This window comes from Rubricoccus marinus (assembly GCF_002257665.1).
In the GTDB taxonomy this organism is placed as follows: domain Bacteria; phylum Bacteroidota; class Rhodothermia; order Rhodothermales; family Rubricoccaceae; genus Rubricoccus; species Rubricoccus marinus.
The window spans coordinates 86,732-107,054 of the sequence record NZ_MQWB01000011.1; the positions used below are offsets into that span (position 1 = coordinate 86,732).

Sequence of the window (20,323 nt, forward strand, 5' to 3'; positions counted from 1 at the left end):
AGCTACTTCTGGAGCGTCACGCGCGTGACGACCGACGCGTCACCCGCGGTCAGGCGGACGATGTAGACGCCGCTGCGCAGGCTCGCGCCCGAGAGAACGGCCTCGTGGTCGCCAGAGGCCATCGGGCCATTTGCCAGGACGGCGACCTCGCGGCCGAGCACGTCGTAGACGGTCAGGCGAACGGTCTCCGCCTGCTCCAGCGAGAACGGAATGCGGGCCGACGTGCCGAAGGGGTTCGGCGCGGCGCGGCCGAGCGCGATGCCGCCAGAGGCCGCTGGCGTCTCCGTACCCGGCGCCACGAGCGGCGTGAGCGTCACGGAATCGTAGTAGGTGTAACCGTAGCACGCCGTGATGACGAGCGTACCTGTTGAGCCGTCCACCGTTACCGTACCGGACGACGCGTCGGTCAGCGCGAGGTTGGTCCACGCCGTCGCCTCGGGGAACGCGAAGGACTCGGTGCACTCGGCGCTGTCGCCGTAGCGCACGCCGTCCACGTCGACGTACTCGTACTTCGTGTCGCCGAACGGAGCGGCGTAGCGGACCGAGAGGTTGTACTCCCCCGGCTCAAGGCCGGAGATGTCGATGGTGAGGGCGCCCTTCTGAAGCGCGACGAATCCGGTCCCGGTGTAATCGGCGGGGACGTTGGTGTCGGTCGTGGCGTCGCGGACCTCGGCGCCGGGCTCGGTGTCGTCGGGGAGCGGGTCGGAGACCGCGCCGTCTTCGGCCTCGAACGTGAAGCCGCCGACGGGTGGCGTGTCCGCCTCGACGTCGCCAGAGGCGATGACGAGCACCTGGTAGCCCGCCGCAGGATCCGGGTTGCTGGAGGGCGTGAACTGCCCGACGATCCCTGTGGCCGTGAACGCGCCAGAGGGGATGTCCGTCCCGTCGATGGCCGTGTCGTCCGCGTTGGGGATGCGGAGGCCGTCCGTGAGGGTCGCCGACACGTCCGTCACCTCGTAGCTCGTCCCGGCTGCGAACGTGCCCGTGGATGCGGTCGTGAGGCCGCTGACCTGAACGAGTTCGGACTCGTACTGCTCGCCGTTGTCGATAAGCTCCTGGAGCGTGACCTCTTGCGCGTCCGGTGCGTCGCCCTGGCTGACGACCGTGTAGCTGGTGAGGTCTGGTCCGTTGAGCTGCAGGATGCCGCCGCGAGGATCGCTGGGGAACTGCGAGATCGTGCCCGTCACCTCGATGACGGTGCCCGGCGTGATGGTGCCGCTGGCGATGTCATCGAAAAACGCGCCAGAGGTCTGGCGAATCGCGAGGCCGCCCGTCTCATCCTGGAAGTAGCTGAAAGCGCCCGCCGCTCGCGTGACCGTGCCCGAGACGGTGACCTCGGCGTCGACGCCAGCGGCGCGGGCCTCGGCGATGGTCATGCCCCCGCTGCCGGGAGCGGTCAGCGTGACGGAGTCGAAGTAGGTGTAGCCGTAGCACGCCGTGATGACGAGCGTGCCCGTCGTACCATCGACGGTGACCGTCCCGGTCGTCGCGTCGGCCAGCGCCAGAGGCGTCCAGACGGCCGTGTCGGCGAACGTAAAGGACTCGGTGCACTCGGCGCTATCGCCGTAGCGCACGCCGTCCACGTCCACGTACTCGTACTTGAGCCCGAAGGGCGAGGCGTAGTTGACGGAGAGGTCGTACTCGCCTGCGGGGACGCTGGAGATGTCGACGGTGATCACGCCCTTCTGGAGCGCGACGAAGCCCGTGCCTGTGAACGTGCCGGAGACGTTGGTGTCGGTCGAGGCATCGCGGACCTCGGCGCCGGGGTCGGCGTCGTCGGGGTCAGAATCGGAGAGCGTGGCGTCCTCCGCCTCGAAGGCGTAGGTCTGCGCGTGGGCCTCTGGCGGAGCCAGAAAGGCGAGGGCGAGAAAGAAGGAAAAGAGAGTCGCGAGACGCATGGAGGTGAGACGTGTGGGGTGACCAGGCGCGAGAGGCCCGGACGGTGGGTCCGCTGCTAGCGGAGGATGGAAACGGAGGTCGCCTCTGAGCGGGACCCGCTCTGCAGACGGAGGACGTAGAGCCCAGGGGCGAGGCCGCTGGCGTCGAGGTCGAGGGTGTGGTCACCAGAGCCGAGGGCGACGCCGTCGAGCAGGCGGAGGACTTCGCGTCCGCGCGCGTCGAGCACGCGGAGGGTGGTGACCTCCGGGGTGGCGAGCGAGAAGCGGACGGACGCAGCGCGGCCGAAGGGGTTGGGCGCCACGCCGAGGTCGAGCGACGGCCTCGGTCGGACGGGCTCCGAGGCCGCCGGCACGCCCGTGGCCGAGCGGGCGGCCTCGACGGAGACCGCGAGGAAGACGAGCGGCGCGTTCCAGTTGATCGCGATCTCGTTGGAGGCGTAGCTGCACCAGACGTCGGTGTACGAGCGCGCGGGCAGAGCCGAGGGGTAGGTCGTGCAGCCGTCCTGCTGGCCCGGGTTGGGGCCGCCCGCCAGAAGCCCCGGCACGGGATCGGCCACGCCATCGGCGCGCGAGGGTCGATGGTGCGGGTTCCGAGGCGACTTGTCGCCGATGCCGGTCACGAACGAATAGCCCGTCGCGTTGCGGCCGAGGAGGTAGTCGAGGTTGGCACCCGCGGCGTGGAGGTAGCGCGCCTCGCCGGTGAGCCGGTAGGCCACCATCAGCGCGACGCCCTGGTTGGCCGCAACGGAGTTGCTGCCCCAGCCCCAGTTCCAGCTGTCCCGCCCCATCGGCACGCCGTAGGGCGTGCTCGCGACGGCCGACGCCAGAGGCCCAGCGGTGGCGAGGAGTGCGTTTCGAAGAGACGTCGTGTCCACGTCGGCCGCGATCTCGGCGCGGTGCGCCAGAAGCGAGTGGTAGCCGAGTTCGCGCACGCCTCCCCAGTAGGGAAGCCCGAGCTGGATCGGGTCGAAGGGCCGCGTGATCGTGAGGAAGCTGTCGGCGCGGGTCGCGACGTAGAGTTCCATCCCGGCCCAGTCGAACTCGTCCTCGAAGGAGCCGTCGCCGTACTCGCCGGTGTTGATGTTGGGGTCGAAGGCCGCGTTGAGCGCGCCTTGATCGTAGCGGACGTTCGGGTTCGCGCGAGCCCACGCCCATGCATCCAGCGAGGCCGTCAGAAGCGAGTCGGCGAGGCCGGGCAGGTCGTCTTCGAAGCCTCTGGCGATGCGGGACGCCTGCGCCGTCGTCGCGGCGAAGTCGAGAGTGGCGGCCGTGCCTTTCTGGACGACGTAGCGCGGGGCGGTGGCGTTTGCGGGCATGACCTCGCCGCTGAAGTTGGCGGTCGTCAGCTTGTGGTAAACGCCGCCGTCTTCATCCTGCATCGCGAGCATCCAGCGAACGTTCCAGAGCACCTCATCGAGGAGGTCCGGGACCGCGTCGCCGCTCTCGGGAATGCCCGTCTCGAACGCCTCGACGTACACCGGCTCCCACTCGTAGAGCGAGAGCAGCGTGCCGACCGAGATGCCGGAGTTGACGACGTACTTGTTGTAGTCGCCCGCGTCGTACCAGCCTTTCGGTGCGGAGATGAACGTGTTCGTGGGGCGGCTTGCGGTGGAGGCGGAGGCGTGGACCCGGACGGACGTATCGGGATGGCCCGCCGCGCGTGCCCACGGCCCGGCGTACTGCGCGTCCAGCGCCGTCGACGCGCGCTGGTAGTAGAAGCCCTTGAGAGCCGCTCGCGCCACGCCCTCCAGCGCCGCTGGCGCGATCTCGAAGGCGTAGGACGACCCGACGCCCTCGACCGAGAGCGTGTAGCTGCCCGGCGCCGTCACCGCGCTGAAGTCGGCCTGCCGGACCGTCTCGCCCGAGGCCGACCACGTCCGCGCCGTGCCGAGCGTGCCGGTGTAGACCGTCGCGCCGTCACCCTCACGAACAACCGAGAACGCGCCGCTGGCGCCAGAGGCCGTCACGACGGCGACTTTGGGCGCGTCGGGGTAGAAGCCGACTTGGTTGAGGCGGATGTCGGTCTGGGCATCCGCCGCGGTGGCAGCGGAGAGGCAGAGCAGGAGAACGAGGTAGCGCATGGGTCAGACGGTGGTGGCTACCAGATGCGCCTCTGGAATGGGCGCCTCGGGCGTGGCGCGGGCGCGCCAGAGGCCGTAGGCCGCGATGTATCCGTAGCAGAGCGTGAGGAGCAGGAACGCGGGCTGCACGCCGGCCGAGTCCGCCAGGAGCCCGTAGAGCGGCGGGATGATCGCGCCGCCCACGATGGCCGTGCAGAGGATGCCCGAGCCCTGCGCGGTGTTCTCGCCCAGCCCGTCGATGGCGAGCGTAAAGATGGTCGCGAACTGGATGGAGTTGCACAGCCCGACGGCCAGGATCGCCACCATCGCGACGGCGCCAGAGGACGAGACGCTGAGCGCGATCAGGGCGATGGCCGCGCCGGAGAACAGCGCCAGAAGCCGTCCGGGCGAGACGAACTGGAGGAGCGCCGAGCCCACGAACCGGCCGATCATCGCGCCGCCCCAGTAGAGCGCCACGAACGTGCCCGCCAGCCGCTCCACGTTGAACGTCTCGAAGTCGCCGCCGGAGAGGAAGCCCGCGATACCCGCGAGTCCCGGGCTCTCCCGCACCAGCGCGGCCACGTCCAACTCTAGGAAGTAGTTGACGAGGTAGCTGCCAATCGCGACCTCGGCGCCGACGTAGACGAAGATGCCGAGGGCGCCCCACATCAGCGCGCCAGAGGCCCGCGCGGCGCGGTAGCTGCCCGCGATGTGCCCGTCGCCCTCCAGGATCGTCGGCAGCTTGAACAGCGCGAAGCCGACGGCGATAGCGGCGAGGATGACCGCGAGGACGATGAACGGCGTCTGCACCGTCCCCGCCTCCGCCGCGAAGTAGGCCGCCTTGGCCTGGGGTGACATCGCGCCGATCTCGTCCGAGGTGAGGACCGTGTTGCCCAGGATGAACGCCGCGCCTACGAGCGGCGCGATGGTGGTCCCGAGCGAGTTAAACGCCTGCGCGAGGTTGAGCCGGGACGAGGCGGTGCGCGCCGGTCCGAGCGCGGCCACGTACGGGTTCGCGGCCACCTGCAGAACCGTGATGCCGCCCGCGAGCACGAACATCGCGAGCAAGAACAGCGGGTACACCCGGATCCCCGCCGCCGGCACGAACAGCAGGCACCCCGCCCCCATCGCGAGCAGCCCCACGACCACGCCGCGCTTGTAGCCGATCCGCGCGATGAGGTTGCCGCTCGGGATGGAGACGATGAAGTACGCCGCGAAAAACGCGAACTGCACCAGCGCCGCCTCGAAGTAGCTCAGCTCGAAGACCGCTTTCAGCCGGGGCACGAGCGCGTCCACCATCACGGTGATGAACCCCCAGATAAAGAAGAGGCTCGTGACGACGATAAACGGCGTCCGGTAGCGGGCGGCGGGCGTGGCGCCGGGGGCCTCTGGCGCGCTCTGTGGCTGCGAGGGCGAGGTCGTGCTCATCGGCGCGGGACGTCGGCGAGGAACCGGACGGGGCCGATCACCTCGAACGTGGCCTCTTGGTCATCGATCATGACGCTGAACGTGCCCGGCTCCACGACCGGCCGGCCGTCCAGTCCGATAAAGGCGAGGTCCTCTGGCGTGAGCGTGAAGCGGACGGTTTCGGACTCGCCCGGCTCCAGGTCCACGTCTGAGAAGTCGCGCAAGCGGCGAACGTGGGGCGTGAGGCTCGCGAAGTGTTGGCGCGAGAAGAGGAGAACGGCGTGGCGTCCCGCGCGGTCGCCCGTATTCGTGATCGTCACCTCCACGTCCACCTCGCCGTCCGTCCCGATCTCGGCCTCGCTCGTGCTCAGGCCGCTGGCGGCGAACGTCGTGTAGCTGAGTCCATCGCCAAACTCGAACTGCGGCACGAAGCCGTCGGGGATGCGGGTGAAGCCGACGCCAAGCGCCTCGGGGTACTTGTGGTCGTAGGCAGTGATGCCGTTGGGGCCATCGGGGTAGGTCATCGAGAGGCGGCCGCTCGGGTTGACCTCGCCGAAGAGCGTCTCGGCGAGCGCTTCGGCGCCCTCGCTGCCGGGCCAGTAGCCCATCACGACCGCCTGCACGCCGCTGGCGATGCGGTTGATGAGCCGCGGGCGCCCTTCGAGAAGGACGAGCACGACTGGCGTGCCCGTCGCGATGACGGCCTGCGCGAGGTCGAGCTGGGCGTCGGGCAGCGCGAGGTCCTCGATGTCACCGACCCACTCGGCGTAGCCGGTTTCGCCGAGTGCGAGAACGACCACGTCGGCCTCTTGCGCGGCGGCGACGGCGGCCTCCACGTCGTCCGCGTCGGTCCACGTCGCGCCTCTGGCGTAGCTCGCGCCAGCGGCCCGGGTGCGGATGGCGTCGAGCAGCGTCGGCGAGCCCTCGGGGAAGAACTGGTCGTCGGTCCCCTGCCAGGTGTAGCTCCAGCCGCCGTGGAGCGCCGTCAGGTCGTCGGCAGCGGGGCCGATAACGGCGACCTTTGCCTCTGGCGCCAGAGGCAAAATGGCGCCCTCGTTCTTGAGCAGCGTGATGGACTGGCGCGCGGCTTGGCGGGCCGCTTCGGTATGCGCGTCCGTCCCCACGTCGCCCGCGAGGGCGGGGTTGGGGTGCGGCTCGTCGAAGAGGTGGAGCTTCTCCTTGAGCGTGAGGATGCGCCGCACGGACTCGTCGACGCGGCTTTCAGGGATCGTGCCCTCCTCCACGAGTTCGACCAGCAGGTCGGTGAAGTCGTAGTCGTAGGGCGTCATGCTGATGTCGATGCCCGCCTCCACAGCCATCCGCACGGCGTCCTTCATCGTCGGAGCGACGCGGTGGCGGGTGTGGAGGAAGATGATGTCTTCCCAGTCCGTGACGGCCACGCCCTCGAAGCCAAGTTCGCCGCGCAGCACGTCGGTCAGCCAGTACTGACTGGCGTGGACGGGCACGCCGTCGATCTCGCCGGAGTTGATCATCACCGTCATTGCGCCCGCCTCCACGGCGGCGGCGAATGGCGGGAGGTGCCGCTCGCGGACGACGCGCATGGAGCCCTCGATAGGCGTCCGGTCTTTGCCGGAGATCGGGCCGCCGTAGCCCAGGTAGTGCTTCATCGTGGCCGCGATCTCGCCAGAGGCCTGGAGACCGCGGATCGTCGCGGCGCCCAGTTCGCCCGCGAGAAAGGGGTCCTCGCCGAACGTCTCGTAGAAACGCGGCCAGAGCGGCTGGCGACCTACGTCCATGACGGGTGCGAAATTCCACGTCAACCCGGCGGCGGCGCTCTCCGAGGCGGTCACGATGCCCGCCTGCTCGGCGAGGTCGCGGTCGAACGTCGCGCCCATGCCGACGCCGTGCGGAAAGATGGTCCCGCCGACGACGTAGTTGGCGCCGTGGACGTTGTCGATGCCGTACAGGACGGGAATACCGAGGCGCCCTTCTTCGAGCGCGACGGTCTGGATCTCTCGCAGCAGCGCGTGCCACCCCTCGACGGGCAGCGCGTCATCGTGGACGTTGATGATGGAGCCAATGCCGCGGTCGACGACGGCCTCGCGGAGTTTGGCGGCGTCCATCTCGACCCGGCCGCTCCCTTGCGACGGGGCCACCGCGAGAGGCGTAAGCGTGAGCTGCGTCATCTGGCCGACCTTCTCCGCCAACGTCATCTGCGAGAGGAGCGACTCGACGCGGTCGGACGGGGTGAAGTCAGCGGGTTGCGCCTGAGCGGCGGCCACGGCCAGGGTCATGAGGAGAGGTGCGAAGCGATGCATGAAGGAGGGATCGGGGGCGCCAGAGGCTAGCGGGTGAGGAGCACGCGGCGGACCTGGACGGCGTCGCCTGCCTGGAGGCGGACGAGGTAGACGCCGCTACTGAGGCCGCTGGCGTCGAAGCGGACGGTGTGGGCGCCCGCGTCCTGCGGGCCGTCGGCGAGAGTGGCCACGCGGCGGCCGGTCACGTCGAGCACGTCGAGGCGGACGGCCCCTGGCGTTGCGAGGCGGTAGGTGAGCGTCGTGGCGTCCGAGAAGGGGTTGGGCGCAGCGGGGCCGAGGCGCGGAGCGCCAGAGGCCTCTGGCGCGTCGTCCGTCCCGACGACAGCGGCCAGTTCGACGCCGAGATAGTCCACGTGCATGTAGCCCCAGAAGCGCTCCATGCGGATGGTGTTGGCGCCCGCCTCCAGGTCGAGCGTGACGCGGCGCTGGAGCCACTGGTTGTCCGGGCCGGTAAAGCGGACGGATGTAGAATCGCCGTCTACGACGAGGTACTGCGTCTTCTCCCCGAAGGGCAGCCGGTAGCCGACTGTCACGGTCGCAGGGCCTGCGCGGACGGCGTCCACGGTCCAGACGAGCGTGCCGCCGTTCTCGCCGTTCATCTCGGCGTAGCTCCCGCCGCTGGCGCTGGACTCGCTGACGGTCGCGATGTCGCCAGAGGCCTGGGCGGCCTCGGCCTCGTAGCGCTGGAACGATGCCGCTGGTGCGATGAGGACGGGGTAGTCCCCCGTCGAGACGACGAGCCCGTCGCTGTCGGTGGCGATGGCGGTGAGGACGTGCTCGCCCGCTTCGGCACCGCTCCACGCCGCGGTGAACGGCGCCGCGGCGTCGGTCGCCAGAGGCTCGCCGTCGAGGACGAACTGGACGCTCGCGACGGTTCCGTCGGAGTCCGTCGCCTCGGCGGTGAGGGTAAGGTTCACGCCCGGCACGTAGATGGCCTGGAGGCCGGGGTTGGCGAACGCGACCTCTGGCGGCTGGAGCGCGGATTCGAGCCCGTAGACCTCCATCTCGAAGAGCGAGAACCCGTAGCGCTGGCCGCTGATGGTCACGCGGTCCAGCCCGTGCATCCGCACGAAGCGGCCGCTGGCGGGCGTGGCGAACGTGATCTCATCCGTCCCGCCGTCGCCGCTGCGCTCCTCATAGACCGAGCGCCAGAGGTGGCCGTCGTAAGACACCTCGATGTCGTACGACGCGCCGTAGGCGGCTTCCCAGGAGAGGACCACGCGCGCGATGTCGTAGGCCTGGCCGAGGTCGACGGCGATCCACTCGTCGTTGGGGTCGTCGTCGAGTTGCTCGTCGGCGGTCCCGCCAGAGGCGCCGTCGTTCCAGGCGCTGGCCCAGCGCGTGGTGGGGTCGCCGTCCACGGCGCCCTCAGGCACGCGGTCTACGCCGCAGCAGGTCTCGTAGGTGGAGGCCGTGACGGGACCGTTCAGGGCGCGGTTGACCTCGCTCGGCTCCAGCACGCTGACGGTGACGGAAGCTGTCTCCGTATTCGTGGCGTCGTCCACGTCCGTCGCGACGAGGGTGTAGGTCGTTGTGGCCTCTGGCGAGACGGCGAGTACGCCAGAGGCGTCGACCGGGCTGCCGTCGAGCGTGACCGTCGCGTTGCTCGTGGACCATTCCAGCGTGCTCGTTTGTCTTGCTTCGATGCCCTCGGGAGAGGCCGTGAAGCTCAGGAGGCGGAAGCCGGGGTCGATGTCCACGTCCTCGGGGTGGAGATCGAACATCGTCTGGGTGGATTCCAGGATGCGCGGCCAGTTGACGACGCCTTCGGCGCTGACGGGGTAGTTGAACCACTGCCACCCAAGCGCTCCCGCGTAGCCGGTGTCGTAGAGCGTCGTGTAGAGGTCCCCGTACGGCACCCCATAGACGGCGTCGTTGTTGCCGTCACCGCCTCCGTTGCTCCCGCCGAGGTAGAACTCTGCCATCACGATGGGCTTGTCCAGCCCCCAGTAGTTGGCCGGGTGGTGGAACGGCGACAGCGCCGTCCCCCCCCACTCGTAATAGTGGACGCTGTAGAAGTCGAGCGTGCCGTCGGGGTCGCCTCCAGCGGCAACGAGGCGGGCGTCGGCGTAGTAGTTCATGTCCGGCTGGCCCTCCTGCGAGAGCCGGTCAGACGAAGCGCGGAAGCTCCACGAGCCGTTGGTGACGAGCACTCCAGGGGCCGCGCGGTGGATCGCGCCGACGGTCTGGTTCACGAACCGCTGGACGTCGGCCATGCCGACGCGCTCGGGCGTCCAGCCGAACTCGCGCGTCATCCCCTCGGGCTCGTTGAAGATCTCCCAGGCGATGATGGCCGGGTGGTCCTCCAGCGCGTCCACCATCGGTACGAGGGCGTTGTCGATGTACGTCTGCGTCAGGGCCGCGCTCTCGAGCAGCGCGCGGTTCTGCGCCAGCTTGGTCGCTGAGCGCCCGGACTGGAGCATGTCGAAGGACCAGAGGCAGAGCTTGAGCCCGATCTCGTTCTCCCACGCGAGGTCCAGGATGGCCTGCAGATCCTCGATGGTCCCCTCGCCCGGCCCGGTGATCACGCCCGTCTCGGTAGCGCTGTACGCTGGCGACGCGTCCCCCGTCGTGTGGAGCCAAAGGCGCATCGCGTTGCCGCCGCTCGCGTGAAGCTCTTGGAAGATGGTCTCGAACTGCGCGAGGTCGGTGTTTCCTGGGCCGATGTCGCGCGAGAAGTCTACCCAGGCCACGTTGCCGCCGCTTAGCCAGAAGTCCTGGTCGTTGAACGCGATGGTGCTCTGCGCCGCCGCTGGCGCGGCGCCAGCGGCGAGAAGCGTCAGGAAGAAAGAAGCGAGGATCCGGCGGAACATGATGGGCGGGAGTACGGGCGAGAGCAGCGGGGTGGACCTACTGCTCGTAGAGATCGGGCAGGTCGCCTTCGAGCCAGACGAAGTCGCGTGAGGCGAAGCGCCGGAAGTCCTCGGCGTCGGCGCCGGCGGGGTGTGGGCCGAAGTAGTGCGTCGTGCTCTGGCCGCTGGCGGCGCGGGCTTCGGCGTTGGCGTTGCGCCAGACGAGCGCGTAGGCGATGCGCCGCGCGTCGGGGTCGGACTCGATGGCGCGCAAGAGGCGGTTCGTCCACCAATCCGCGTCGGGCACGCCTTCCAGGCCCGTTTCGCTGAGCACAGCGAGCTTGCCTCTGGCGTCGGCCATGCGGACGACCATCCCGAGGCGGCGCGTCATGTCGGCGACGGTTGAATCGGAGCGGAGCGCCTGGTAATCGTCCGAGCCGAGCACGTCCACGTAGTCGTCGCCGGGGTAGCGCTCCAGGTACTCCGCCTCAGTCTGGAAGACGTCGGGCGAGTACACGTAGAGCAGGTTGTGCAGCCCTTTCTCGTCGCGGAGGTACTCGACGGTGAAGCGCCAGAGGCCCGTGTACTCCTCCACGGTCGAGAGGTCGCGGCCCCACCAGAACCAGCTTCCGGTGTGCTCGTGGTAGGGGCGGAAGAGGATGGGAATGGGTCGGCCGTTGGCATCGCGGAGGCCGTCCACGAAGGACGCGAACGTGTCGAGCCAGGATCGGAATTCCTCATGCTTCTCCCCCCCTGGCAGAGCCGCGTAGACGGCGCGCGTGGTGTCCCAGGTGTTGCCGCCCGAGACGGGGTTCGCCATGTGCCACGCGAGCGTGATGACGCCACCTCTTGCGTGGCCCTCGCGGATCCACCGCTGCATGTTCTGGAAATCCACGCCGTCGAGGTTGGCAGCGTTGCCGAGTTCGAGGTCGCCGAGCTCCCAGCCGTAGACGGCGGGGTAGTCGCCTGCGGTCTCTTTCACGTCCGAGCGGCCCGGCTCGTTCACCCACTCCACGCCGTACGCGAGGTCGTCCTGGTGTCCGAAGAGGACGCGGTCGGGCGCGATCCGCTGGAGGTTGGCATAGAGCGCGCGCGTCTCTGCCGTCGCATTCGGGTCCACGAGGTCTGGGCCCTCGGCCTCTGGCGCCAGAGGCGGCGTAGAGGCGCAGGCAGCGAGGCTCGCGGCGAGCGCGAGGACCGCCAGAGCACGAGAGAAGGAACGAGGCAACATCGGCGGGCTAGGGCGTGCTCCCGGGGAGCGTGTACAGGTCAGGCAGTTCGTCCTCGAAGAGCACGAAGTCGTCCTGGTAGAAGCGGACGAAGTCGGGCGCGCTGGGGTGGCCGGGGAACGGCGCGTAGAAGTGGTCCGCGCGGTCGCCGTCCGGGTTGGCGTTGCGCCAGACGAGCGCGTAGGCGATCCTGCGCGTCATCGCGTCGGTCTTGATGGCGGGCAAGAGCACGTTCGTCCACCACATGGAATCCGGTACGGTCTCCACGCCGGTCTCGGTCAGCGCGGCCAGCTTGCCGCGCTCCGTTGCCAGCTCGCCGACCGTCCGCAGACGCATCGCGAACGTGTCGCGCGAGGCGACGGTCTTGACGCTGTGGTAGTCGTCGAAGCCTAAGATGTCGATGATGTTATCGCCGGGATACCGCTCCAGGTACTCCTCGCGGCTGTCGAAAACATCAGTGGAGTAGGCGTACAGCAGGTTGTGGACCTCCTTTTCGTCGCGGAGGTACTCGGCCGTGAAGCGCCAAAGGCCGGTGAACTCCTCGACCGTGCTGTGGGCGCGCCCCCACCAGAACCAGTCGCCGGTGTGCTCGTGGAACGGGCGGAAGATGACGGGAACGGGCTCATCGGAACCCTCTGGCGTCAGCGTTTTCAGGAACGCCGCGAGTTCGTCCAGTGCGCCCCGGTACAGGTCGTGGCGCTCGCCGCCGGGCAGAATGGCGTAGACGGCGCGCGTCGTGTCCCAGGAGTTGGTCCGCGCGACGGGGTTCTCCATGTGCCAGCACAACTCCACGACGCCGCCTCTGGCGTGGCCGTCCAGAATCCAGGTGCGGAGTTCAGCCTGGCGCTCGGGGTCGGGCTGGTCCAGCCGGTTGCGGCGGAAGAGGCGGCTCACGTCCCAGCCGTATACGGCCGGATAGGATCCGGCGGTCTCCTTCACGTCGGAGCGTCCGGGCTCGCCACGCCACGTCGTGCCGTACGCGAGGTCATCGTGGTGCCCGAAGAGTACGTGGTCGGGCGAGATCTGAAGCAGGTTCGCAAACAGCGCCTGCGTTTGGGGTAGCGCGTCAGGGTCTGCAGGGCGCGGGCCATCCGCGCCGCCTCGGGCGGCTCCGCCAGAGGCGCACCCAGCGATAGCCAGAAGAGCGGTCGCGAGAATGAACAGGGAGGAACGAAGTCGCATCGCCAGAGGCAAAGAGAGAGACCCCCGCCCGGTAAAGGGCGGTCGCGGCAGTTGCCGCTCGCCCGCACCGAGCGGGGGTCCCAGGTTCAACGGAAGCAGGGGGCGTGCCCCCCCACTCCTCACGGGTTACCGCACGACCGTCATCCGGCGCGTCTGCACGCCGACCGGTGTGGTCAGGCGGTAGACATACGTGCCGCTCGCTAGCTCTGCGGTGTTGACGCGGAGCTGATGCGGACCTGCGGACATGGGACCGTCCACGAGCGTCGCCACCTTCCGGCCCAACACGTCGAAGACGGCGAGTTGGACGTCAGCACTCTCTCCCAGTTGGAACTGGATTGAGGCCGCGCCAGAGGCGGGGTTCGGGAACGAGTTGCCCAGCGACCAGCCCTCTGGGAGAGGCTCCAGTCCCGTGGAGTTCGGGTTGGCGAAGACCGCGAACTGAACGTAGTCCAGGTCGATATCACCCGTGGTCGTCGAGAGCGTGAACGTATGCGTGCCAGGCGTGATGTTGATCCGCGAGGCCGTCACCGTCCCGCGGCTGCCCTCGGGGCTCGGCGTGAACGTCAGGTTGGCCGCGCTCGCCCCGTCGATCAGCAATTCGCCAGAGGCTCCGGACTCGGACTCATAGAAGAACACCACCGTGACGCTCTGTCCCCCTTCGATGATGGGGTAGGCCAGCGTCACCGATCCATCCATGTCGAGGTTTACCGACTTGAAGCCCTGCGGGCAGTACTGCGTGTCGTCCTCGCACACTTCCTCGACGCCTTCGGTGATCGCCTCTGGCGGGGTCATCGTGTCCACCACCGTCCCACCAGCATCCACCACCTCAATCTCGGCGAAGGCTTGGTAGCCCCAGACCGGCTCAATCCGCAGCGTGTGCGTACCAGCCGTCAGGACGAGCCCATCTACGGCATCGTTGATGAGATGATCGTTGCGGAGTTCGTACACCGTGAACCCATCGGCCGTGGCGATCGGATGATCACACGTGCCACCGGTCCATGCCGAGGTGCAGAAGAAGAGCTCACCTGCGTTGTCGTCATTCTCCAGGTTCAGGCCGTCGAGGAGGAACCGCTCGCCTCGAGGGTCGCTCCCCCGAAGATCCGTGTTGATGTTCAGGCCATACGTGCCGTCGGTCGGAACGGTGAAGGTGTGCTCGATGAATCCGCCAGAGGTGACGAAAATGCTTGTGAAGCCCTCTACGGAGTTCACAGCCGCGTTGTCGCCGATCGTACCGGCCTCTGCCTGTACGATCAGGCCGTCGATCTCGTTTTCCGGAGGCGGACCCGTCAGGTCGACGATGTCCGTGAGGTACTGCGTGCGGTTAGCGAGGTAAGTGGCCTTCGCTGCGGGAAACCAGTTGAGATCTCCGAGCGGCAAGCCGTCTGTCCCTGCCGTCAGGAGGGCTGGCGTTGTGTACGAGAAGTCCTCCGGCAGTGGCCAGTTGATCGCCAATGGGTTGTCTAGACGACCTGGATCCCAATCGAGAATCGCGAACGGAGTGGGCCCCGCATTCGTCACGCTCTCGATAAAAGACTGCATCGTGGTATACACCTCGTTCGTTAGAGGCGCCACCGCGAGGTTTGGTGAAACGTTGATGTTGCCCTGCCGAACCATTCCAGGGTAGAGGTTGAAGAAGCTCTGGGTCGAGTCATTCACCAACGGCTGAGCCCGAACGACAGGGTCAAATGTCGTGTAGTAGTTTTCAAGCTCTGGGCTTCTCCAGTGCGCATTGTTTACGAGAGCAATGCGTCGGTTTTCTTCGAACCCAAAACGAGGGGGTAGCGCGGCTACGCCGAACACGCCCGAGAATGGATCTGCGCGGTTTGGCTCATTGTACAAGTCCGCGCTCTCCCCTTGCCAGAAGGGGTTGACCATGATGTTGTTCGACACGAAGGAACGAATCCAAATTCCGCCCGCGTTAAATGCCAGACCGAAGTTAACCAATGTGTTATGGTTGAACGTGAACGATCGTATCGGCGCAGCCTCTGACTGGAAAGGAAACGACGTGATATTGAAGAACGTATTGTTCTCGAACACAACCGAGTCTGCTCCCGCCTCGAACCGGATCCCACGTCCGCCGTAGCGCTGCGTGTTCTCAGTAAGGTTGCGGAAGCTGGAATTCTGCATCAGAACGATGTTATCCGCGCCCTTCACGCCGAGGTGATGCCAATCGTTGCGATCGAAGATGACGCCGTCGTACGAAAGCATGGCGCCCGAAGAGTTGACAACGATGGGTTCATAGTTGGCGGTGATGCCCGTGTTGTCCTGACCCATGATCCACAGGTTTGAGAACTCGTGTCCGCCGCCGTTGCTGCTCTCGATCATGACGGCGTCAACGGTTCCGTCATCTCGGACGAATCGCTGCAGCGTAGCAGGTCCGCAGTCTTCGGTACCGGAGGCCCCGCAAACGTTGTCCTCTGGGCGGGCTTGGTCCGCCGTCTGTCCATCGAGGCGAAGGTCGAATCCGTCGTTGACGATGCGATCCTCGTTGTAGTAGAGCCCGCCGCGACGGAGAACGTAAACGCGGTCTTCGGGTCGGTCGGTGTCGTTTGCGACCGTGTTGCGTAGCGCGTTGATGTCAGGAAGAAAATCGCCATCGCCGTCCCATTCGACCACGCACTCTGCGGGGCTGGCCGGGCACGTCGTAAACTGCGCGTTCGCCGTTTGGGTCAGCCCAAGAGCCATCATCACGATGGTCCCGAAGGCGTAGGAGTAGAGATTTCTCATGTCGATCCGTGGAGGGTTTGAGTGAGGAGCCGACCGAGGGCCGACGGGAGAGGGGTGTTAGAACCGGTATCGAGCGCCGACATCTACGGTGTAGCCATAGAGCTCTCGGTTGGCGAGGCCTCGATCCGTAAACGAGTACTCACCTGTCGTGGAGTTCTGGTTCGTGTACGCGACGTCCGGCCTGTTATTCAGGTTGTTCAGGTTGACGAAGACCTCGACACCCAGGTCAAGCTTCTGGCGGACGGACAAGTCAAAGCGGGAGTAGTCCCCTACGAAGCGATCATTCAGCGGGTCGTTCGTGGAAACGGACGACGTCGTGTTGCTCTGGAAGAGGTAGGACACCCGCGTTGAGAACCCCTTGTAGTCGTAGCCCAGCGTCACATTCGCGATGTGCGCGGCCTGACCGGGCATCCGTCCTACCCGCGAGGTGTCGCTCACCGAAAACGTCTGCGAGCATGGTCGGGGGTTGCAGACCGTCTCACTCTCCAAGAGGTAGCTGAAGTAGGTCGTCTCTGAGAAACCCCGCGTGTAGTTGAGGTTGAGGACGATCCCTTTCAACAGGCCGGGTAGGTACGAGAAGTTGGTTTGCCATTCGAGCTCGTAGCCGTAAAACGTGGTCGGCTCAGGGCTGTTGATCTGCGTGTAGAGCGTCGGGCGTGCGGTCTGGTACCACGCCTCCGGCACGTTGGTACCCTCCGGCGGCGGAAGCGTGCTCGTGATCGGGATGCCGACCCCAACAACCAGGTTGTCAATCTCCTTGTAGAAGCCGGAGACACCGACAAGGCCCAGGTTGCCTCGGATGACCTGCGCGGACGCGTCGTAGTTCACCGCTGAAGCAGGGCTCAGGCGCGAGTTCGCAGCGACGACAGACGAACTGTAGATGTCGATGGACGTGATCGGCGCGTACTGGCTGAAGCTGGGCCGGATGAGCGTCTCGGTGCGGGCCAGTCGGAGCGAGAACCAGTCGGTCGGCCGGATGTCGGCATGGACCATCGGCAGCCAGTAGTCGAACGTGCGATCCCGAGTGATCCGCTCGTAGTCTCTCGGCGGCTGACCAGCTTGCCCGGTCGCGACGGCGCGGAAGACCTGCCCGGTGTACGAGGTGTTGTCTCTCTCGTAGCGGATGCCCGGGATCACCGTGAGGTAGGGGCCGAGATTGAGTTCAGCCATCACGTACCCTGCCTGGTAGTTTTCCGAGCCCTCGTAGTCGCGCCCTAGCGATCCAATCGACTCCGGGATGTACTCGCCGAAGTAGACCTCAGCGCCGGGTACGTCGCGCGGGTCCGAGCAGAAGTCGGGGTTTTGCAGGGCTCGCGTCAGCTCCATGAGCCTGTCCTCGTCAGGAACCAGCCCGAGCCCGTACACCCCGTCGAAGAAATCGGTACCCCGATCGTAGTCCGTCAGGACAGAGCCGATGGGTAGGCGATCCCCGTTCCGGAACTGATCGGCGAAGTCAGGGACCCCCTGCGCGAGGCACTCATAGAGCTGCGCGTCTGGATACTGGAGCCCTTGACGACCGAACCGGTTGGTGTCAAAGGTCCGATCCAGCCAACGGAGCTTGCCTCCGGTCTTGACGTATCCCGAGATGAAGTCTCCTAGCCGGAATGGCGCCTGCAGGTTTGCCTGAACGCCCATCTGGTCTTCGTCCAGGCGGCTATCGTCAACCCAGAGCTGGGAGAGCTCAGTGGTCGAGTCTACGAGGACCGTGACGTCCTCTGGAAAGACGTTGTAGCGCGCCTCGGTTCCTTGTCCGAAGCCCGTCCCCTCCTTGTTGAACACCCACGTGAAGTTCTCCGGGCTCTTCGCGCGTGATGTGCTGAGCGTGGCCGTCGCGTCGTACTGGATCCATCCGAAGTCCTGCTCGACGCCGAGCGCGCTAGACAGGAGGGACGTCTCGTTCTGCTGCCGTTCGAGGTTGTAAGCGAGGCGGTCTGCCACGTTTTGGTAGCGAAAGCGCGCGTCGTCGTTGCGTGAGTTGTAGAACGCGTTGGCCGTCGCTCGTCCACCCGGGAGGGTGTAGTCGAGGAGTACGCTGCCTCCTGTGCGCCCGCGCCGGACCGTCTCCTCACGGGTCGAGAGGTCGTTTACGTAGAGTGCGGATTCCCCCGACCCATCCGTGAGCGAGCCGAGCCCATATCCCACGTTCAGCTTGTCCGCGCTCCGATCATACTCCTCAGCGTTGAACGTGACGATGGCTCCCAGCCGGTCTTGAAAGAACCGATTGCTAGCGGTCCCCACAAACTTGTAGTTGCCGAGGTAGCCCTGGAGACCGGTGTACCCACCCTGGGCGAGGAGGTCCAGCGCCGGGCGGGAGGGCGCATTTTTGAGACGGAGGTTGATCGTTCCGCCCACGGCGTCGGCATCCATGTCAGGAGTGATCGCCTTGCGGACCTCAATGCCGTCGAGAATGTTGCTCGATACGAGCGAGAGGTCGACGGACCGGTTACCGCCGTCCGTTCCTGCTAGGCGGACACCATTAACGGTAACGTTGTTGAACTCCGGCGAGAGCCCACGGATGGAGACGGAGTTGGCCTCTCCGCCCGAGCGCTGAATTGCAACGCCCGGTAGGCGCCCGATGGATTCTGCGGCGTTGTTGTCTGGGAGCTCCTGGATTCGGTCTGCCGAGACGACGTTGACGACCGTCCGGCTCCGGTACTGCTCGTTGATGGCCGCGAGTTGGCCAGCAACTTGGGCAGTGACCGTCACCCCCTCGAACGTGGCGCTCTGTAGAAAGACCTCTACCTCGATGGTACCCCGGTCGGGCACGCTTACGGTGAGCGTGTCGCTTTGATAGCCAACGTAGGACACCACGAGCCGCTGCTCACCCGAAGGGACGCTGGGGATCGAGAAGCGCCCGTCGAGATCTGTCGCGGCGCCGAGGGAGGTGCCCACCACGAGGACGTTGGCACCGATGAGAGTCTCGCCCGATACGGCATCGGAGACGGTTCCCACGACTCGACCGGCGGCGTCTAGGGGCACCGCAGCGAAGGCTTGCGCAGAAGCAAGCATGAGCACGGAGACGAGGAGGGTGCGGGAGAGTGTCGCAGTCATTAGGGCATGCAGGGCCTCGGGACCCGGAAGCGGTTCCGAGAAAGTATGTCAATCAAATTGACGAATGCAAGCGATCTGTTTAATTCCGTCCCGAAGGGTCTGTCGCGGGGTTCTCATCAGAGGCTCCAAGTGCCCGCATTAGAGCTGCATAGCGTTTGAGAACGGCCTGCGTACTGTCATCCTCGGCGTAGATGGAATACCACCCCTGGTTCTCGTGCGGCGGATCCCCGGTGAGCGGGTTGCCGGGCTCCCACGTCCCGCCTGGCGCCAGAGGCTTGCCTTCTCCAGACCATGACCACACGTTGCTGCCAGCAACGGGGCGCCCAGCGACGGCGAGGGAGTAAATGGCCTGGTACAGGGCGCGGTAGTAGCGATCGCGATACGTCGTGGCGGCTTCGGGCCGGTAATCGAGCCCATCGCGGGAGGCGCCGAACTCTTCCACGACGAGAGGCTTGCCGAGCCGGTCTGCGATGGCGGCGTGGTCCCCGAGGTAGGCGAGCGCGTTGCCGAGCGCTTCTACGAACGTGCCTTCGGGGTCGGTCCTGGGCTGAAACCACTGCCAGTTCTCGATCCAAATGTGGACGGTGAGGTAGTCCAGGTGGGGGGACGAGCTGACGCGTTCGAACTGGGTCCGCGGCACTTCGTAGCCGTTCTGGAGCTTGCCTTCGCCGCCGAGCGAGACGAGGTGATTGGGGTCGAGCGTCTGGAGCAGCGCGGCGGTGCGGTCGGCCCAGAGGACGTAAGCGTCGGAGTTCTGGAAGCCGCGCGGCTCGTTGCCGAGTTGCCACGCCATGATCGTCGGGTCGTCGCGGTAGTCGGCTCCGGTGATGGTGTTCTCGCGGAGGACGACGTGGCGCAGGTAGGCTTCAAACATCGCCTGAGCCTCGGCATCGACGTAGAACTCGGCGGCGAACATCTGGAACTCGTCCCAGGTGTGCTCGCCGGCGTTGGGATACGGGACGGGCTCGCCGGAGGCCCAGCTGTGGTACTGCGCCATCCCGCCCGACCAGTGGAAGAAGTTGTTGAGCACGAGAACGGCCGTCATGTCTCGCTTGCCCATCTCGGCGAGCAGGAAGTCCAGCCCGCGCAAGAGGCTCTCGTCGTACTCGCCGGGGGCGTTCTGCACGGCGGGATGCACGCGCCACGGCTCGCCTGCGGGTCCTTCGCTGGCGGCCATCACGCGGAGGTTGGTCACGCCGAGCGCCTGTAACCGGTCTAGTTCACGCACGAGCCGCTCACGGTCGCCCCCGGCCTCTGGCGAGCCCAGGTTCATGCCGAACCACAGGTTCGCGCCGACGAAGTAGTACGGCTGGCCGTCGCGGACGAAGTGGGCGTCCTTGACGCGGACGAACGCGTCGGGTTGGGCCGCTGGCGCCACGGACAGGAGGACGGCGAGGGCGGCGAGCGCCAGGGGCGGGCGGAGCATAGAGGCGGGGATCAAGAGGCGTCGGGATCGAGAGGTCGGACGCGGTAATACGGGCCTTCGAGCGTGCAGCCCGCGAGGCGTTCGAGGATGGCCTTGCGAACGCGGATCATCGAGCCCCAGCGGTGGCTCTCAGCGCGGACCACGTCGGCCTCGTCTAGGTCCAATCGAGACGCGACATCGGCGCGAGAGAGGCCCTGCCGCTGGCGACAGCGGCGGACCTCCGCGCTGAGTTCGTGGGGGGAGACGAGCTTGGATCGTCGCGGCGTGCCCAT

At 66.7% G+C, this 20,323-nt stretch carries 11 protein-coding genes; all 11 read right to left on the bottom strand.

All coding sequences use genetic code 11. The features are described 5' to 3' along the window. Positions 1–2 precede the first annotated feature (2 nt). The 11 genes from BSZ36_RS17800 to BSZ36_RS17850 all read right to left on the bottom strand — a co-directional run bounded on the left by BSZ36_RS17800 (position 3) and on the right by BSZ36_RS17850 (position 20,323). Positions 3–1,898: a T9SS type A sorting domain-containing protein gene (locus BSZ36_RS17800; RefSeq protein ID WP_094551811.1), complete on the bottom strand. Its 1,896-nt coding sequence runs from the start codon at positions 1,896–1,898 to the stop codon at positions 3–5. Positions 1,899–1,954: 56 nt separating this feature from the next. Then, positions 1,955–3,979: a glycoside hydrolase family 9 protein gene (locus BSZ36_RS17805; RefSeq protein ID WP_094551813.1), complete on the bottom strand. Its 2,025-nt coding sequence runs from the start codon at positions 3,977–3,979 to the stop codon at positions 1,955–1,957. Between the two features lie 3 nt (positions 3,980–3,982). Then, the gene (locus tag BSZ36_RS17810; protein ID WP_094551815.1) at positions 3,983–5,386 is read right to left on the bottom strand and encodes a sugar MFS transporter; all 1,404 of its coding nucleotides are present in this window, start codon (positions 5,384–5,386) and stop codon (positions 3,983–3,985) included. Further along, positions 5,383–7,644 carry a glycoside hydrolase family 3 N-terminal domain-containing protein gene (locus tag BSZ36_RS17815; RefSeq protein ID WP_094551817.1) on the bottom strand — a complete coding sequence of 754 codons (2,262 nt, stop codon included), beginning with the start codon at positions 7,642–7,644 and terminating at the stop codon, positions 5,383–5,385. Before BSZ36_RS17815 ends, BSZ36_RS17810 begins: the two co-directional genes overlap by 4 nt. A 26-nt stretch (positions 7,645–7,670) precedes the next feature. Further along, complete coding sequence (locus BSZ36_RS17820; RefSeq protein ID WP_094551819.1) at positions 7,671–10,457, bottom strand: discoidin domain-containing protein; 2,787 nt, start codon at positions 10,455–10,457, stop codon at positions 7,671–7,673. A 37-nt stretch (positions 10,458–10,494) separates the two neighbouring features. Continuing rightward, positions 10,495–11,667 (bottom strand): glycosyl hydrolase, encoded by a 1,173-nt coding sequence (locus BSZ36_RS17825; RefSeq protein ID WP_094551821.1) that lies wholly within the window; start codon positions 11,665–11,667, stop codon positions 10,495–10,497. 7 nt (positions 11,668–11,674) lie between these two features. Continuing rightward, positions 11,675–12,847 (bottom strand): glycoside hydrolase family 26 protein, encoded by a 1,173-nt coding sequence (locus BSZ36_RS17830; RefSeq protein WP_094551823.1) that lies wholly within the window; start codon positions 12,845–12,847, stop codon positions 11,675–11,677. Positions 12,848–12,973: 126 nt separating this feature from the next. Further along, positions 12,974–15,574, bottom strand: a complete 2,601-nt coding sequence (locus BSZ36_RS17835; protein WP_094551825.1) for a T9SS type A sorting domain-containing protein — start codon at positions 15,572–15,574, stop codon at positions 12,974–12,976. Positions 15,575–15,631: 57 nt separating this feature from the next. Continuing rightward, positions 15,632–18,625 carry a TonB-dependent receptor gene (locus BSZ36_RS17840; protein ID WP_094551828.1) on the bottom strand — a complete coding sequence of 998 codons (2,994 nt, stop codon included), beginning with the start codon at positions 18,623–18,625 and terminating at the stop codon, positions 15,632–15,634. Between the two features lie 79 nt (positions 18,626–18,704). Further along, positions 18,705–20,051: a glycoside hydrolase 5 family protein gene (locus tag BSZ36_RS17845; protein WP_094551830.1), complete on the bottom strand. Its 1,347-nt coding sequence runs from the start codon at positions 20,049–20,051 to the stop codon at positions 18,705–18,707. Positions 20,052–20,062: 11 nt separating this feature from the next. Then, positions 20,063–20,323 carry a helix-turn-helix domain-containing protein gene (locus BSZ36_RS17850; protein WP_094551832.1) on the bottom strand — a complete coding sequence of 87 codons (261 nt, stop codon included), beginning with the start codon at positions 20,321–20,323 and terminating at the stop codon, positions 20,063–20,065.

Coding starts and splice junctions, on each gene's coding strand:
- BSZ36_RS17830 (WP_094551823.1), bottom strand. CDS start 12,847: ATGCGACTTCGTTCCTCCCTGTTCATTCTCGCGACCGCTCTTCTGGCT.
- BSZ36_RS17850 (WP_094551832.1), bottom strand. CDS start 20,323: ATGGGCACGCCGCGACGATCCAAGCTCGTCTCCCCCCACGAACTCAGC.
- BSZ36_RS17800 (WP_094551811.1), bottom strand. CDS start 1,898: ATGCGTCTCGCGACTCTCTTTTCCTTCTTTCTCGCCCTCGCCTTTCTG.
- BSZ36_RS17820 (WP_094551819.1), bottom strand. CDS start 10,457: ATGTTCCGCCGGATCCTCGCTTCTTTCTTCCTGACGCTTCTCGCCGCT.
- BSZ36_RS17805 (WP_094551813.1), bottom strand. CDS start 3,979: ATGCGCTACCTCGTTCTCCTGCTCTGCCTCTCCGCTGCCACCGCGGCG.
- BSZ36_RS17835 (WP_094551825.1), bottom strand. CDS start 15,574: ATGAGAAATCTCTACTCCTACGCCTTCGGGACCATCGTGATGATGGCT.
- BSZ36_RS17815 (WP_094551817.1), bottom strand. CDS start 7,644: ATGCATCGCTTCGCACCTCTCCTCATGACCCTGGCCGTGGCCGCCGCT.
- BSZ36_RS17845 (WP_094551830.1), bottom strand. CDS start 20,051: ATGCTCCGCCCGCCCCTGGCGCTCGCCGCCCTCGCCGTCCTCCTGTCC.
- BSZ36_RS17825 (WP_094551821.1), bottom strand. CDS start 11,667: ATGTTGCCTCGTTCCTTCTCTCGTGCTCTGGCGGTCCTCGCGCTCGCC.
- BSZ36_RS17840 (WP_094551828.1), bottom strand. CDS start 18,625: ATGACTGCGACACTCTCCCGCACCCTCCTCGTCTCCGTGCTCATGCTT.
- BSZ36_RS17810 (WP_094551815.1), bottom strand. CDS start 5,386: ATGAGCACGACCTCGCCCTCGCAGCCACAGAGCGCGCCAGAGGCCCCC.